Genomic DNA, 14,918 nt, shown 5'->3' on the forward strand with positions numbered 1-14,918 from the left:
TCACCTCTCGTCGGGTTGGGTCAGGCTCGGGTAGCTCGGTGATCGAATGCCGTCAGGCGTACGTCGATCTGCCCGGCGAACTCGTACGCCGTCCGGATCGCCTCGTCGAACGTCGACCCGCTGGTACAGAGGAAGCCGAGGATGTTGTTGCCGTCCGGCGGGCGCCGGATCACGTCGCCGGGCTTCGCCGTGATTTTCAGGAAGAACACCCGGTCGGACCCCGCCACCGCGGGCGGCACGGTGATCTCCTCGACCCTGCCAGGTCCGCCGATCAGGCAGGTGCCGGCCAGATGCACCCCGGTCGGCCGGTAGTGGTGCACGTCGGGCTTGATTCCGGCGGCGACGGCCATCGTGGCGCGGATCGGGCAGTAGCCGGCACTCAGCCGGGCGAAGTAGTCCAGCCCGCCGCCGCCGGGTCGGACAGCGATCTCCAGCAGGTGCGGCCGGCCGTGGTGGAAGCGGATCTCGGCGTGCATCACGCTGCGCCGCAGGCCTTGCGCGTGCGCGGCTGTGGCCACGGCCTCGTGGACGGCGGCCAGTTCACCGGCGTCGAGGGTCGTCGGGGCCCGGTGGGCGTCGTCGTCGAAGGTGCTGCCCTCGACCGTGATCCGGTCGACGATCGAGCCGAGATACACCTCGTCGTCCCAGGCGAGCGCCTCGATCTGCAGTTCCCGGCCGTCCAAGAAGGACTCGACGAGCAGTCCGTGCGGGCCGAGGTCGATACCGTCGGCCTCCATCTGGAACCAGGACATCCCCGCCATCCCCGCGAGCGCCTGCGGGAACCGGGCTCGCAGTTCGTCCGGGTCGTCGATCCTGAACACGAAGTTGCTGGCGGCACCTAAAGTCGGTTTGAGGATGATCGGGTAGCCGAACTCGTCTGCGGCCGCGAGCGCGGCGGTGACGTCCGGCGCCAGCCGGAAGCGGGGGACCGGAGCGCCACCGCGCAACTGGGCCGCGCGCATCAGCAGCTTGTTCCGGCTGATCCGCGCGGCGTCCAGGCCGACGCCGGGCAGGCCGAGCGCCTCCGCCACCGCGGCGACCGTGAGTACGCCGGACTCCGAGAAGGTGAGTACGCCGTCGAACCGCTCGTGCGCGTGCCACGCGCGGGCGGTCGCGATGATGTCGTCGATGTGCCGGGAGCCGGCGATCCGGTACCGCGCGTCCGGCCAGTAGCCGGGTTCGCCGAGGCCGTTGAGAACGAACAGGGTCCCGCCGAACTCTTCGATCTGGCGGTAGCGGGACTGGTAGTAGCGGGCGTTCTGGACGGCTTCGAGGGCAAGTAGCTTCACGGTTATCTACTCCTTACCGGCGGCGGCCAGGAATCGCGGGTTGTCGACCGACTCCAGTCCGGTCGGGCGCGGGGTCGAGCCGACGGCGCGATCGGCGATCGCGCGGGCGAGCTGCGGTGCGAACTTGAAGGACATTCCGCCGCACGCGGCGTACGCCCAGACCGCGCCCGCGCCGTACGACGCCAGCAGCGGGCCGCCGCGGGTCCGTTCGGACAGGTAGAAGCCGTCGAAGCAGTCGACCACCGCCGCCGGATCGAAGCCCGGGAGTACCTCGGTGAAAACGCCGATGAGGTGTTGGCGCCATCGATCGGGGGTGACCCGATCGGTCATCGCTGCCGCCGGCCGGCAGGCGCTGGCCGCGCTCAGCCGCAACGAAGCGTCCGAATGTGCCGGTGCCGACATCAACCAGGCGTCGCCCGCCGGACCGAGCCCGAGGACCGCGGGCATTCCGGGCGACTGAGGCCGGTACGACAGGACGCTCTGCCGGTACAGCGTCAGATCGGAGGCGACGGCGGCCGGCACCAGCTCGCGGGACCACGGCCCGGCCGCCACGACCACCCGGTCGGCCGTACGAGTCGTGCCGTCGGCGAACCGGATCACTCCGCCCTGGTCATGCTGGGTCACCTCGACGACCCGCTGGTGCGGGTGCAGCCGAACCTGCGGCCGGCTGCTCAGCCAACGCGCCACCGCGACCAGCGCATGGTCGGCCAGGACGACGCCGGCGGTAGCCTCCAGCACGGCTCCGGACCCGGCCGGGAACCGGATCCATGGATACCGTCCGGCCAGCTCGGTCGGTGACAGTCCCCAGGCTCTGGCACCGGTCGCGATGAGGACGGCGAGCTCGCCCGCCACGTTCTGCTCCGGCATCGCAGTCAGCGCCCCGGCCGGGTGATAGAACCGCGAGCCGATCAGGCTCTCGACCTCCAACCAGCCCCAGTGCGCCCGGCCTGCCGCCGACGTCAGCGCCGGCTCGCCGCGATGCAGGGCGCGGACCACCCGGAGCCGGTCGTTGGAGGTGGCCGTAGGTGACGGAATCGGACCGGCGTCGACGAGGTCTACCCGGGTCACGCCGGGCGCGCGGACACATTCGACGGCGGTGAGCAGGCCGACGACGCCACCACCGACCACGGTGATGCGCATCTGGGATCACCCGACGGCCGCGTCGGCCGCCAGCAAGGGAGGCGCGAACGGGGTGACCTCGGCGGTGTCGAAAGCTCCGGCGACCAGGGTCCCGTTCTCCGGCGAGTCGTCGAAGACGCCGGCGTCGCGGGCCGCGCCGGCCAGATCGATGAGGATGGGCGAGGCCAGCGCGAGCAGCGCCTTGACCTCGCAGAACAGGTCGCCCCAGCTGTCGGGCTGCTCGTCGAGGCCTTGGCCGTCGAGGATCGTTGCCCGCCGCCGCAACCGGTCGATCTGGACCAGCACAGTGTCCGCCGAACGGTTCAGGTTGAACGTCGGCATCTCATAACCGAGGTCGAACCGCTGGAGCATCAGTGCCACGCGCTGCCGGCCTGCGTCCGAGACCGGCAGCCGGCTGTCGCCGCCGGCGTTCGCGACCGCTTTGGCAAGGATGCCGGCCAGCTGGTTCCACGGGCCGACCAGCCGCTCCTCGGCCATCGTGTCGAGGCCCGCCCGGCTGAAGGTGGACCGCTGGTACTCCGGTGCGGTGAGCGCCAGGTACAGCCGGGCGATGTCGCGCGGCACCTCCTCGAGCAGCTCCTCGGGGGTCAGCACGTGTCCCCTACTGGTCGAGAACTTCGAGCTCTCCAGCTCGTAGAACTCGTTGTTGATGATCGACTCCGGCCAGACGTACTTGTCGCCGTGCGCCATCAGCATCGCGATGTGTGGAAGGCAGAAGTAGTAGGCGTTGTCGAAGCCGAGGAAGTGCACGATCCGCAGGTTCTCGGCCTTGCGCCACAGCTCGCCGGGCACAGTGTCCCGGCCGAGCCTCGCGGCGGCGTACGACGTGGTGAACATGCCGGCCGGGATCAGTTCGAGCCAGGCGTTCAGCACCTGCCCCGGGACCTCCGGGAACTGGGCATCGATACCCCAGGTCAGCGGGAACGTGATCGGCACGTCCTGCAGAGGCCGGGACAGCAGCTCGGCGATCATCTGCCGGACGTGCGGCCGGCGATGCGCCGCCAGTTTGTTGTGGTACGCCGTCAGTTGCGCCCGGTACTCCTCCAGCGGGAGCACCATGATGGTGGCCTCGCGGTAGGTGAGCTTGTCGTCGGGGTTGATCGTCGAATGCGGGTCGATCAGCTGGTCGAAGTTGTTCGGGTGGCAGCAGGTTTCGCACAGGCCGCCGCGGCTGCTCGTCAGGCAGACCGGGCAGTCGCCCTCGATCAGGCCCTCGACCATGAACTCACCGGTCCGTTCCAGGAAGGGCAACCGGACGGTCTTCAGCCGGAACACGCCGGCGGCGTGCAGCGCGCTGAAGTACTGCAGCACGGTGGCGCGGTAGGTCTGGTCGAACGGGCCGAACCCGTCGATCGAGATGCCGATCGCGCTCAACGCTTCCTGGATCTTCGCGGTCGAGCGCTTGCACAGCTCTTCCGGTGTGATGCCTGCCCGGCCCGCTGACGCCACCACATAGGTCTGGCTGTCGTCGGTCTCGGAGGTGAAGATGACGTTCCGGCCGCGGGCGCGCTGGTACCGGGCGTAGACGTCGCCGGCCAGGTACGGCCCGGCGATGTGGCCGAGGTGCATGCCGCCGTTCGGGGTCGGGTTCGGGCCGAGGACGAGGACGGGACGGTTGTCGTCGGACGGCAGCAGTTGGGTCATTGGCTGGCTCCTACTCGCTCGGCGGTCTCGATGGCCTCGGCGGTGCGGGCGTTCTCGTCGGCGTTCGCAGCGGCTTCGGCGGCGAACGTCTCGGTGTCCGATCCGGCGTACTCGGCAAGGAATCGGTGGGCCATCTCGGGGTCCCACCAGATGCTGCAGAAGACGAAGTCCTCGTCGGTGAGGTTGTGCACCCGGTGGAGCTGGCCGGGCGTGAAGTACGCGACGTCGCCGGCCCGGAACGGCTGCCGCTCACCGCCGCACTCGACCACGCACTCCCCGGAGACGGCGACGAAGATCTCCTGCTCGTGATGGGTGTGCAGCTTGGAGACCGTCCCCGTCCGGCAGACCGCGTAGCTGGTCTCGAACGGCGCGTTCAGGACCGGCCACGGCTGCAGGCGCTGGGTGTCCACGCCGTACTCGTGCAGCAGGTTGTCGCGATCCAGCCGGGAGATGTGTACGACCATGGCTACCGTCCCGAAATCTGTTCGAAGGTGTTCGGACCGTCCTTGGAGTGCCGGGTCTCGATGACCGCCTTGTGTGGATCGCCCGCCAGGATCAGGTCGATGACCGGCGTACCGCCGCCGGTGCTCTGCACGGACCGGCTGTACAGCACTCGCAGCTGGCTCGGCGTGAGTCCGCTGATCCGCTCCAGTTCGGCGTCCAGCGTGGGATCCTCGGCCGTGCCGGCCAGCAGGTTGTGGATGTCATTGATCCGCGCGGACAGGGCCGGGTACTCGCGGTCCAGGAACTGTTCGAGCCCGGCGCCCTGTCCGGCGAAGGGGGAGTAGGTCATGCAGACCAGGTGCTCCTCCGTGAGCCCGAAGGTCGTCAGGGCGTACTCCTCGGCGGCCCGCCGCATACGGACCGGTGCGTCGGGGCCGTCGTACCGGCCGCGCATGATCTCGACCAGTGCGTCCGGGATGTCCTTCTTGCGCATCAGGCCGAGCGCGAATTCGACGTACTCGGCCAAGCCCTCGTCGTACGAACGCTGGAACAGGCGCTCGGCCTTGAGGCCGCGCAGGTGCGCCATCAGCGCGGGGTTCGCGCAGTCGGACTCGGTGAAGCTGAACGCGAGGTCGTCGAACTGGAAGCCGAGGAAGCCGGTCAGCAGGTCGAAGTGGTCCCCGGCCGCGTAGGCGGTCTCGCCGTAGACGGTGAAGAACCGCAGCCGGTCCGGGACCTCCACGCTGACCCGGCGCTCGGTGATCGCGGCGGTGGCCTCCGGGCCGTGGATGTCGGCGAAGTACGACTGTGAGATGTCGTCGAGCCGGCCGAGGATCCGGCCGAATCCGTTCCCGCTCGCGCGCTGTCGTTCGGCAGGGGCAGGGCGCAGACTCCGGGCCAGCCGGCCGACCCAGAAGCTGTACTGACGCTGCTCCTGCGGTGAGTCTCCGGTGATCAGTACGTCGGCGCCGTCGCCGTACGCCGCCGCCAGTCCGAAGGCGTTGAAGACGCTGAGGTTGCAGGAGTTGCAGAACGTCGGCCGTCCGTCGGCGAACGTCCGGTGCCCGGTCATCAGGATGTCGAGCCGATTCCGCCGTACGACGTGTTCGCGCTGCGGAGAGTCGACATCGAACTCGCTGATCTCGTCGCCGTCCACGAGCAGCAGCTCGCAGTCCGGATCGTCGGTGAGCCCGAGCGCCCGGTACTCGCGGTCGATGTTCTCCAGCACCGCGCGCGGCATGCCCGCGTGCCGGTTGGTCGCCACCCGCATCCGGAACGTACGGCTGTGGACCTTGTCCAGGATCAGCTGCATCGCCCGGACGAACGCCAGCATGTACGCGCTGTCCTTGCCGCCGCCGAACGCCACCAGGACGAGGTTGCGCTCCAGCTCCCGCCGGTGCGGCAGCTCGTCCAGGAGCCGCCCGCTGCAGCGCAGCGCTTCGGCGATGAGATCGGGCGGCATCGCCGAACGCAGCCCGGCGAGCGTCTGTTCCCGGGCCTGTGCCACACCGTCGGCCGGGGAGCGATCCAGTTCGAGTGTTGTCATCCGGTTCTCCTCGCGGGGCTGGGCTTTCCCACCCCTTAGAGCCCGGCTGGCTCATCGGCTGATACAGCCGTCGCCGGGATTCGGCCCCGGTGCGCGACGATGTCCCGGCAGATCTCCTCGGCCCGCTGGGCCAGCACACTGAGCAGTGAGTCGGAGATGCCGTGCGTCTCCTCGTTGACGCCCTGGAGATAGCACGCCGCTTTGCTGTCGTCTTGGAGTTCAAGTCGGTACTGGCGGGAGACTTCGATGTGCTCCAGGCCGAGGTCGCTCGCGAGCTCGCGCACCAGCCGCGGCATCCGGGTGTCGAAACCCGTGCCGAGGAACACCAGGTCGCGGCGCAGTTCGGTGACTGCTCCGGTCCGCCGGTCGGTGAGCTCCAGGACAACCTCGTCCCCGGCCTCGTGGGCGGACGTGATATCCACCATCGTGACGAGACGCCGCTCGGTGCGCTCCTGGAAGCGATCGAGGTACAGGTCGGCGTACAGATGTTCGAGCATCGGGGGAGTGACGACGGAGTAGTTGGTCCGGTACAGCTCCCGGAGGATCTGCTCCCGCGCCGCCGGCCGGGCGTCGTAGAACTCGTCCACGAACGACGGGTAGTACATCTCGTTGGTGAACTTGCTGGACTGGTCCGAGCTCAGTCCGATGGACCGCATCAGCCAGGTGATGTCACTGTCGTGCAGGTCGTCGCGCAGTGCACGGAACATCTCGGCGGCACTCTGCGAGCTGCCCACCAGCGCCACTCGGTACGGCAGTTCGCCGTCCAGCTCGGCCACCCGCCGGCGGTACTGCGTGCTGTGGATGATCCGGTCCGGGGACACACCGGCGAGTTCCGGCGGGATGTTCGGTTCGCGGCTGCCGCCGTACACCAGGTACCTGCTGAGGATCGTCGTACCGTCGGCAAGGCTGGTGACCCAGCCCGTCACGGACCCGGCGTCGTCCCGCCGCGGCCGCACCGCGACGCACTCACGCCCCAGTTGGATCCGGACCTGGGTGAGTGAGTCCGCGACCCAGCGCAGGTACTCCGCGAACTCGACGCGGTACGGCGTGAACGTGCTCATGTTGACGAACTCGTCGAGCCGGCCGGTCTCGTACAGGTGGTTCAGGAACGAGAACCGGCTGCACGGGTCCCGCTGGGTGACCAGGTCCTTGAGGAACGACACCTGGCTCGTCGCCCAGGGCATCAGCATGCCCGGCTGCCACTCGATCGTCGGGTTCCGGTCGATCAGCAGGGTGTTCGCCGCAAGATCAGGCGCCAACTCCTCGAGCGCAACCGCGAGCCCGAGGTTCGACGGCCCGGCCCCGATCGCCAGCAGTTCGACTTCCACAACACCTAGGTCTTCAGACATCCGCACCCTCGCCTCCGCTCGCACCACCTTCCCTTCGAGAGCCCCACGCCACCCGCCGTTGATACACGTCGGTCATTGGCGCGAATGATGGTGCGGCGGGAAGGGAACCGGGAAAGGATGATCAGCGCAGCGTGGCGATTGTCAGCCGGAACTGCGGTGGTGGGCCTTGCGTTTGTTGCCTCGGCCCCCGCGGTTGCGCAGGCACAGGACACGACCGTGCAAGTAGCGGTCGCCACGACCCCGTCTCCGACCCTGGGCTCGACCAACTCCAGCCGGCCGCAGCCGCCGGGTGCGGCCGACTCAAGCCCGAATGACTACGACGGTGCGATCTGGGTGGTGGTAGGCGCGGTGATCGTGGTCGCCCTGGTTGGGGGCGGGACCTTCTACCTGACGCGCACCCGTCGCATCGACCTGAGCCAACGAACCACGCCGACCGAGGACCACCACCCCGCCACCGAACGCCGGCACCACCAGAAATAGCCCGCCCTGCGGGCAGGTCACCCGTCCGCGGGGTGCTCCCGATGCTGCGCGTTACCCGGCGGAGCGAATGGTTGGAGGGGGCCGGGGGTACGGGGGAGACGATGCTGGTTGCCAAGCGGTACAAAATAGGCCCCTCCATCGGCCGGGGCGGCATGGGGGAGGTCTACCGTGCAGAAGACCAACAGCTCGGGCGGTCGGTGGCGGTCAAGTTGCTGCTGCCGTCCAATCGCGACCCGGGAGCGGCCCAGCGATTCCAGCGCGAGGCGCGGGCTGCCGCGAGGCTGAGCGACCCGCATGTTGTCTCGGTGTACGACTTCGGCCATCACCGAGACGGGTTCTTCCTGGTGATGGAGCTCGTCGAAGGTCCGACGGTCGCGGCGGAGCTGGCCCGACGTGGGCGACTGCCGCTGGATCGTGCGATCGACATCGTCGAGCAGGCCGCCGCGGGGCTTGCCGCGGCGCACCTGGAGGGCGTCGTCCATCGGGACGTGAAACCGGGCAACCTGCTGCTGGCGGAGGATGGAACCGTCAAGGTCGCGGACTTCGGTATCGCGCACGTTCCAGGAGAAGGAGCGACGACCCTCACGGCGACCGGCCAGATCATCGGCAGCGCCGTCTACCTCGCGCCGGAGCGAGCCAGGGGAGGGCCGGGCGGCACGGCAGCGGATGTGTACTCGCTGGGCTGCGTGCTCTATCAGCTGGTCACCGGCCAGCCGCCGTTCACCGGCGAGCACCCGGCGGCCATTCTCTACCAGCACGTCGACGCCACGCCCGCGCCTCCCAGTCTGACCCTGCCCGAACTGGACGGGCAGTTCGAGCGCGTACTGCTCCGGATGCTCGCGAAGGACCCGGAGGAGCGCCCGTCCGCGGCCGAGATCGCGCACGGTTCGTTGCTCGGTCGGCTGTATGCACCAGAGATCGGCCGCGTCTTGGCCGCCTCCGCGGATGAAACAACGGACACCGAGCGGTACGCCGACCCGATCATCGCGGCGAGAATATCCGCCGTGCCGCAGACGGTGCCGATCGGCAGACGGCGGCACGCCCTGGTCGCCGGAATGGTCGCCACCCTCGCGACGGCAGCCGCTGTGCTGGCCGGGATCGTGCTCAATGCCAACGACCATCGGTTGCCCCCGGCAACCGATGTCGGTCCTCAGCCCGGCGGGGGTCCGAGTGCACCGGTGACGCGGACCGCCGTGACCAGAACCGCACCTACTGACTCCGGCACGTCCGCAGCAGCGACCCGAAAGACTTCACGCCAGCCGTCGCCAAGCGCCTCTGCAACACCCCGAACACCGTCGCCGGCGACGACTGGCACGACCTCGGCGAGTACGACGTCGCCGACTCAGAGCAGCAAGACATCCACTCGGGAAACACCGTCGCCCTCCCCGAGCACCTCGCCAACCCCCGCGACAAGCTCCCCGCCGTCGTCCGGCACAACGTCGCCCAGCCCGCAAACCAACGCAACCACTCCAGCCTCGGACTAGCGACTTCTCCCGCCGTGCTGATCACCGCAGGCAGTCGGCGAATTGACCTGACGCGACCTGGGTACCTGCCGATGTGCGTCCTGCACGATGAGGAGATTGGGCCGATGGTCATTTCGGATCAGGTCCCGATGGGCAAACGCTCTCTTGACGTGGAGTGGTTCCGTCGGGAACTCGAGCAGGAGCGGCAGTTCAGGCTCGAGCAACTCATCAGCTTGTCGTACCAGGCCGAGGCGCCGCGTTCGACGGCTCTCGGCGAAGTCCGGGCCGCGTTGACGGCCGGCGCGCGGCGGGCGTTGGCGGAGATCGACGCCGCACTCTTCCGCCTCTCCCGGGACACCTTCGGAGCCTGCGAGCTCTGCAGGCAGACCATCCCCAGCTACCGGCTGATAGCGATCCCGACGATCAGGCTGTGCCTGCCGTGCGAGCGCTCCCAGGAAAACCACCAGGACTAGCGAGCGAAGCATTCCTGTTGAGCGCATGGCTGATCGCGGTGGCGGGCACCGCGTGAGTATCAGGACAAAGCGTGCTCAGGAGGGTGATGACGTGACTACTGCACGGGATTTGATGACGCCGGGTGCGGAGTGTGTGGCTGAGAACGAGACCCTGGTCCTGGCAGCGCGGAAGATGCGGGACCTGGATGTCGGGGCGTTGCCGATCTGCGGCGAGGACAACCGGTTGAAGGGCATGCTGACCGATCGCGACATCGTCGTGAAGTGCCTCGCCGAAGGCGGCGATCCGGCGCAGGCCACGGCTGGTTCGTTCGGGCAGGGGAAGCCTGTGACGATCGGCGCGGACGACAGCATCGAGGAGGCGCTACGGACGATGGAAGAGCATCAGGTACGCCGTCTTCCGGTCATCGACGGTCATGACCTCGTCGGGATGCTGGCCCAAGCGGACGTAGTACAAGCGATGCCCGGACGCGCCGGCCAGACCATCAGCGACATCTCCGAGCCGAGCAGATGAAGGCGCTGACCTGGCAGGGAAAGCGGACGGTCGAGTACGGCGAGGTGCCGGATCCGCGGATCGAGGAGCCGACGGACGCGATCGTGAAGGTGACCACGAGCGGAATCTGCGGGTCGGACCTGCATCTGTACGAGGTGATGGGGCCGTTCCTGGACGCCGGTGACGTGCTCGGTCACGAGGTGATCGGTGTGGTCCAGGAGACCGGGGCCGAGGTAGGAGGGCTGCAGGCGGGGGATCGGGTGGTCGTGCCGTTCCAGATCGCCTGTGGGTCGTGCTTCATGTGCCTGCAGGGTTTGCAGACACAGTGCGAGACGACGCAGGTCCGCGAGCACGGGTCGGGTGCGGCGCTGTTCGGTTACACCAAGCTCTACGGGCAGGTGCCTGGTGGTCAGGCGGAGTACCTGCGGGTTCCGCAAGCGCAGTACGGCCCGATCAAGGTCCCGGACGGCCCGCCCGATGACCGGTACGTGTACCTGTCCGACGTACTCCCGACTGCCTGGCAGGCGGTCGAGTACGCCGGGATTCCGGACGGCGGCACCCTCGTCGTCCTCGGGCTGGGGCCGATCGGCGACATGGCGTGCAGGGTCGCGCTGCACCGGGGCCACCGGGTGATCGGGGTCGACTTGGTCGCCGAGCGGCTCGAGCGGGCGCGGGCCAACGGCGTGGAGACGGTGGAGTACGCCGGCGACGTCGCGGACGCGATCCGCGATCTCACCGACGGGCGCGGACCGGATTCGGTGATCGATGCCGTCGGCATGGAAGCGCACGGCTCACCGGGTGCGCGCATCGTGCAGCGGGCCGCCGGGTTGTTGCCCGACGCCGTCCAGCGCACGTTCATGCAGAAGGCGGGCGTGGACCGGATGGCCGCGCTGCTGCTCGCGATCGACGTCGTCCGCCGCGGCGGGACGATCTCCCTGGTCGGCGTCTACGGAGGCATGGCCGATCCGCTGCCGATGCTGACGATCTTCGACAAGCAGATCCAGCTGCGGATGGGCCAGGCCAACGTCCGCCGCTGGAGCGGCCAGATTCTTCCGTTGCTGACCGACGAGGACCCGTTGAACGTGGACAGCTTCGCAACCCACCACCTGGGGCTGTCGGAGGGCCCTGCGGCGTACAAGATGTTCCAGCAGAAGGCGGACGGTGCCGTCAAAGTGCTGCTCAATCCTTGAGGACTGCCATGACGCAACACCACGGACGCGACTACGCGAACTTCTGCACGTCAGAGGTGCATTCGGCTCCGGAATCTGCGAGGGTGGGAAAGGCGCGGTCAGGTGCCTGGGTCGGTGTGTGTCGAGGGGGCCGGCGGTGTTCGGGGATGAGGTAGATGGATCGGGTGGATCGGACGACGTTGCTGGCGCGGTTGGCGAGGAAGATCGCTGAGTACGGTCCGGAGCTGCCGCTGGAGACTCGTCTGTGCCGCGCGTATCTGGCGATCGTGGGTGGAGACGGAGCGGCGATCACCTTGTCCTACACCGAGCCGAGTCGGGTGACGCTGTGTGCCACCGATGACGTGGCGGCGCGTTTGGAAGATCTTCAGGATGTGCTGGGCGAGGGCCCCGGCCCTACTGCCTACGTGGCCGAGACCGCCATGGCGACCGATGTGCGGGTCGATCGTGACCGGTGGCCGTTGTTCACCGAGGCCGCCCGCGAGGTGCCCGGCGTCCGGACGGTGTACGCCGTACCGATGCGTCCTGGTCAGCGCACGATCGGCGTACTCACGGTGCACCAGAACGCCGACGACCTGCCGGACGGTGATCGGGCGCAGTTTCTGGCCGATGCGATCGGGGCCGCGCTCATGAAGGACCCGCCGCCACCGGTCGAGTCGGATCTCGACCCCGGCCCGTGGTCGACCCGGGCGCAGATCCATCAGGCCACTGGCATGGTGCTGATGCAGCTGCGGATCAGTCCCACCGACGCGATGGCGCTGATGCGAGCGCATGCCTTCTCCCACAGCACGACCCTGGCCGAGGTCGCCGAGCAGATCACCAGCCGCCGGCTGCGATTCTCCGACGACGGAACTGACGCCGAACACGACGCCGAAAGCGAGAGCTAATGACTGCCACCACTGCTTCCCAGGCGTTCATTGACGCTGCCGCGGCGATCGTTCAGCAAGACGACATCGCCGATATCCTGGTCCGCCTTCTGAGCGACTGTGCCGGGCTGACCGGCGCGGGCGCGATCGGACTCCTGGTGAAGGACGGCCACGGCCGGTTGGAGATCCTGAGCGCGACCTCACATCAGGCCGTTGAGCTCGAGCTGTACCAGCTCCAGCACGACACCGGCCCATGTGTCGACGCGGCACGTGACGGGGCCTCGCAGTCGGTGCGCTCGCCCGGCGAGGTCATCGCGCGCTGGGGCACGGTCGGTGAAGCGATCGTCGCAGCCGGTTTCCATGCCGTCCACGCCGTCCCTCTGCGGTGGCACGGCCGGCTCATCGGCGCCATGAACGCCTTCCACACCGACGTGGAGTCAGCGGACGATGACAGTCTGCAGCTGACGCAGGCTTTCGCCGATATCGCCACGGTCGTCATCGTCCACCCGGTGGTCCTCACCGGCAGCGAGCTGGACGAGCGCGTCCGGGTCGTGCTGGACGGACGGACGGTCGTCGAGCAAGCCAAAGGTGTCCTGGCCGAGAGTTCGGGTGTCGACGTGGCCACCGCGTACCAGCTTCTCGTTCAGCGCGCCGTCCAGAACGGCTCCACCCTGACCGAGGCCGCAACCACGATCATCGAGGAAGCACAACGCCGTACCTGAACCGCGTTGCCCGCTGTCAAGTAGTTGCTGGTGGCCCCTGACAGGAGTCCGCCGTGGACGGGGCCACCAGCTACGCGGCTCATGTCCGCGTAGCCCAGCGGTACCCGCGGCCGAACGATTCATGCGTCGTACGTCGGTCAGACGCTGGGGAGGCGGCGGCTGTCGATCAACTGCTGAGCGACCTCGCGGAGCTTGGTGTTGGTGTCCTGGGAGTAGCGCCTGAGGACCTGGAAGGCACGGTCACTGTCCAGGTCGTAGCGCTCCATCAGGATCCCCATCGCCTGGCCGACCAGCTTCCGGGCGTCGACCGCGACCATCAGGTTCTCCTCGCGACGCGCGGTCGCGACCGCCACCGCCGCATGCCGGGCGAGGATGTGGGCGACAGCCTCCTCGTCCGTCCCGAAGGCTGCCGAGCGATGGCTGTAGAGGCCCAGGACACCGACGGCGCCGAAACCTGTCCACAGCGGGACATCGAGAACACTGTGAACCCCGAGGTCGAGAACCTTCTTGGACCACTCCGGCCAGCGGGTCTCCTGGACCAGATCCGGGATCGACACGGTGGCACGGTCGCGCATGCACTGCACCAACGGTCCGTCCTCGCCGGCCAGCTGGAACCGATAGATCTCGGCGACGACCGGATCGGTGACGGCGGGCACCTCCGGGCGGCCGCCGGCGGTGTGCAGCGCGACGCCGGCGTACTCGCAGTTCAGCGCCTGCAGTGCGTACTCGACCAGTGCCTCGACAGTCTCGTCCACGCCCTCCGCTTCGTGCATCTCCAGAGCGAGCCGGGAGAAGCCTTCAGCGGCCGGTCCAAGGTCTGCCCGCGCCGAAGGCTCGTCCGCACCGTCCTCGCTACCCGTGATTCGCGTGTCCGTCACGTGCCCATCATGCACCGCACCAGGCGACGAACCCAGCCGACGACGCCGTGTTGGGGAGTACGCCGAGGGTACCTGGGCAAGATGGAAAAGACGCGCGAGGTTACTTGATGCCTGCGAGGCGGACGCCGTTGACGATGTAGCGCTGGAAGATGAGCACGAGCAGGATCGTCGGCAGCGCTGCCAGGGTCGATCCGGCCATGAGCATGCCCCACTCGTTGCCGCGTGCCGAGCGGAACGTCGCGAGGTACTGCATGATCTGGGTCAGGTCGGGGTTCGACACGACGAGCACCGGCCAGACGTAGGAGTTCCAGTACCCGAGGAACGAGGCGATGCCGACGACGACGAACGGCCCGAGCGACTGCGGCACGAAGATCTGCAGGAAGATCTGCCAGCGGGTCGCGCCGTCGATGAGCGCGGCCTCCTCCACCGCGGCCGGCATGTTGAGGTAGAACTGCCGCAGGAAGAACATCTGGGCGCTCGCCGCGACGCCGGGGATGATGAGCACCGCCAGGGTGTCGAGCATGCCGAGCTTGCTCACGACGACGAACGACGTCAGCAGGATCGCCATCGCCGGGACGAACATCGGCGTGATGCAGACAAGCCACCACAGCCCCTTCCCGGCGAAGTCGAGACGGGCGAACGCGTAGGCCGCCATCGAGTTCACCACCAGGCTCGCGACGGTGAAGATGACGGCGCCGACGAAGGTGATGGTCATGGCGCGGACGAACGCTGGGTCCGCGAGGATCAGGCGGTAGTTGTCGAGCCGCCATACGTCGGGGAAGAACTGGAACGGGCTGCGCAGCACCTCGTTCTGGCTCTTGAATCCGGAGATCGCCATCCACGCGAGCGGAAAGAGTGCTGTCACCGCGATGCCCGCGACGAGCAGGTAGGTCAGGAGCCGGCGCGGGGCGTACCACGAGCGGTTCATCGGAGGTCCTTTCGGTGAC

15 protein-coding genes are annotated in these 14,918 nt (G+C 68.3%); 7 read left to right on the top strand and 8 right to left on the bottom strand.

Annotation, left to right across the window (positions count from 1 at the left end):
- Positions 1–20: 20 nt before the first annotated feature.
- The 6 genes from EV649_RS21375 to EV649_RS21400 are packed head-to-tail and all read right to left on the bottom strand — an operon-like array spanning position 21 to position 7,391.
- Positions 21–1,289: an ATP-grasp domain-containing protein gene (locus EV649_RS21375; protein ID WP_130385328.1), complete on the bottom strand. Its 1,269-nt coding sequence runs from the start codon at positions 1,287–1,289 to the stop codon at positions 21–23.
- 6 nt (positions 1,290–1,295) lie between these two features.
- Positions 1,296–2,429, bottom strand: a complete 1,134-nt coding sequence (locus tag EV649_RS21380) for an FAD-dependent oxidoreductase (protein WP_130385329.1) — start codon at positions 2,427–2,429, stop codon at positions 1,296–1,298.
- Between the two features lie 6 nt (positions 2,430–2,435).
- A complete protein-coding gene (locus EV649_RS21385; protein WP_130385330.1) occupies positions 2,436–4,073 on the bottom strand; it encodes a class I tRNA ligase family protein in 1,638 nt (545 codons plus the stop codon).
- The gene (locus EV649_RS21390; RefSeq protein WP_130385331.1) at positions 4,070–4,537 is read right to left on the bottom strand and encodes a cupin domain-containing protein; all 468 of its coding nucleotides are present in this window, start codon (positions 4,535–4,537) and stop codon (positions 4,070–4,072) included. Before EV649_RS21390 ends, EV649_RS21385 begins: the two co-directional genes overlap by 4 nt.
- Positions 4,538–4,539: 2 nt before the next feature.
- The gene (locus tag EV649_RS21395) at positions 4,540–6,063 is read right to left on the bottom strand and encodes an acyclic terpene utilization AtuA family protein (RefSeq protein WP_130385332.1); all 1,524 of its coding nucleotides are present in this window, start codon (positions 6,061–6,063) and stop codon (positions 4,540–4,542) included.
- 35 nt (positions 6,064–6,098) lie between these two features.
- The gene (locus EV649_RS21400; protein WP_241998498.1) at positions 6,099–7,391 is read right to left on the bottom strand and encodes a SidA/IucD/PvdA family monooxygenase; all 1,293 of its coding nucleotides are present in this window, start codon (positions 7,389–7,391) and stop codon (positions 6,099–6,101) included.
- A gap of 237 nt (positions 7,392–7,628) precedes the next feature.
- Between EV649_RS21400 and EV649_RS21405 the strand changes: the two genes are divergently transcribed.
- From EV649_RS21405 to EV649_RS21435, 7 genes are all read left to right on the top strand, one after another.
- Complete coding sequence (locus EV649_RS21405) at positions 7,629–7,892, top strand: hypothetical protein (RefSeq protein WP_130385334.1); 264 nt, start codon at positions 7,629–7,631, stop codon at positions 7,890–7,892.
- Between the two features lie 101 nt (positions 7,893–7,993).
- A complete protein-coding gene (locus EV649_RS21410) occupies positions 7,994–9,376 on the top strand; it encodes a serine/threonine-protein kinase (protein ID WP_130386230.1) in 1,383 nt (460 codons plus the stop codon).
- 104 nt (positions 9,377–9,480) lie between these two features.
- A complete protein-coding gene (locus EV649_RS21415) occupies positions 9,481–9,828 on the top strand; it encodes a TraR/DksA C4-type zinc finger protein (RefSeq protein ID WP_157996279.1) in 348 nt (115 codons plus the stop codon).
- A 91-nt stretch (positions 9,829–9,919) separates the two neighbouring features.
- On the top strand, positions 9,920–10,339 hold the full coding sequence (locus EV649_RS21420) for a CBS domain-containing protein (RefSeq protein ID WP_130385336.1): 420 nt from the start codon (positions 9,920–9,922) through the stop codon (positions 10,337–10,339).
- The gene (locus EV649_RS21425) at positions 10,336–11,508 is read left to right on the top strand and encodes an alcohol dehydrogenase catalytic domain-containing protein (protein WP_130385337.1); all 1,173 of its coding nucleotides are present in this window, start codon (positions 10,336–10,338) and stop codon (positions 11,506–11,508) included. Before EV649_RS21420 ends, EV649_RS21425 begins: the two co-directional genes overlap by 4 nt.
- Positions 11,509–11,663: 155 nt before the next feature.
- Positions 11,664–12,392: a GAF and ANTAR domain-containing protein gene (locus tag EV649_RS21430; protein ID WP_130385338.1), complete on the top strand. Its 729-nt coding sequence runs from the start codon at positions 11,664–11,666 to the stop codon at positions 12,390–12,392.
- Complete coding sequence (locus tag EV649_RS21435) at positions 12,392–13,093, top strand: GAF and ANTAR domain-containing protein (RefSeq protein WP_130385339.1); 702 nt, start codon at positions 12,392–12,394, stop codon at positions 13,091–13,093. Before EV649_RS21430 ends, EV649_RS21435 begins: the two co-directional genes overlap by 1 nt.
- A 137-nt stretch (positions 13,094–13,230) precedes the next feature.
- Here EV649_RS21435 and EV649_RS21440 read toward each other — a convergent pair whose 3' ends face one another.
- Both EV649_RS21440 and EV649_RS21445 read right to left on the bottom strand, forming a co-directional pair.
- Positions 13,231–13,866, bottom strand: coding sequence for a GAF and ANTAR domain-containing protein (locus EV649_RS21440; RefSeq protein WP_130386231.1), 636 nt, complete (start codon positions 13,864–13,866; stop codon positions 13,231–13,233).
- Positions 13,867–14,071: 205 nt separating this feature from the next.
- Complete coding sequence (locus tag EV649_RS21445) at positions 14,072–14,899, bottom strand: carbohydrate ABC transporter permease (protein WP_130385340.1); 828 nt, start codon at positions 14,897–14,899, stop codon at positions 14,072–14,074.
- Positions 14,900–14,918 lie beyond the last annotated feature (19 nt).

The sequence above is a fragment of the Kribbella sp. VKM Ac-2569 genome (genome assembly GCF_004216905.1).
Classification (GTDB): domain Bacteria; phylum Actinomycetota; class Actinomycetes; order Propionibacteriales; family Kribbellaceae; genus Kribbella.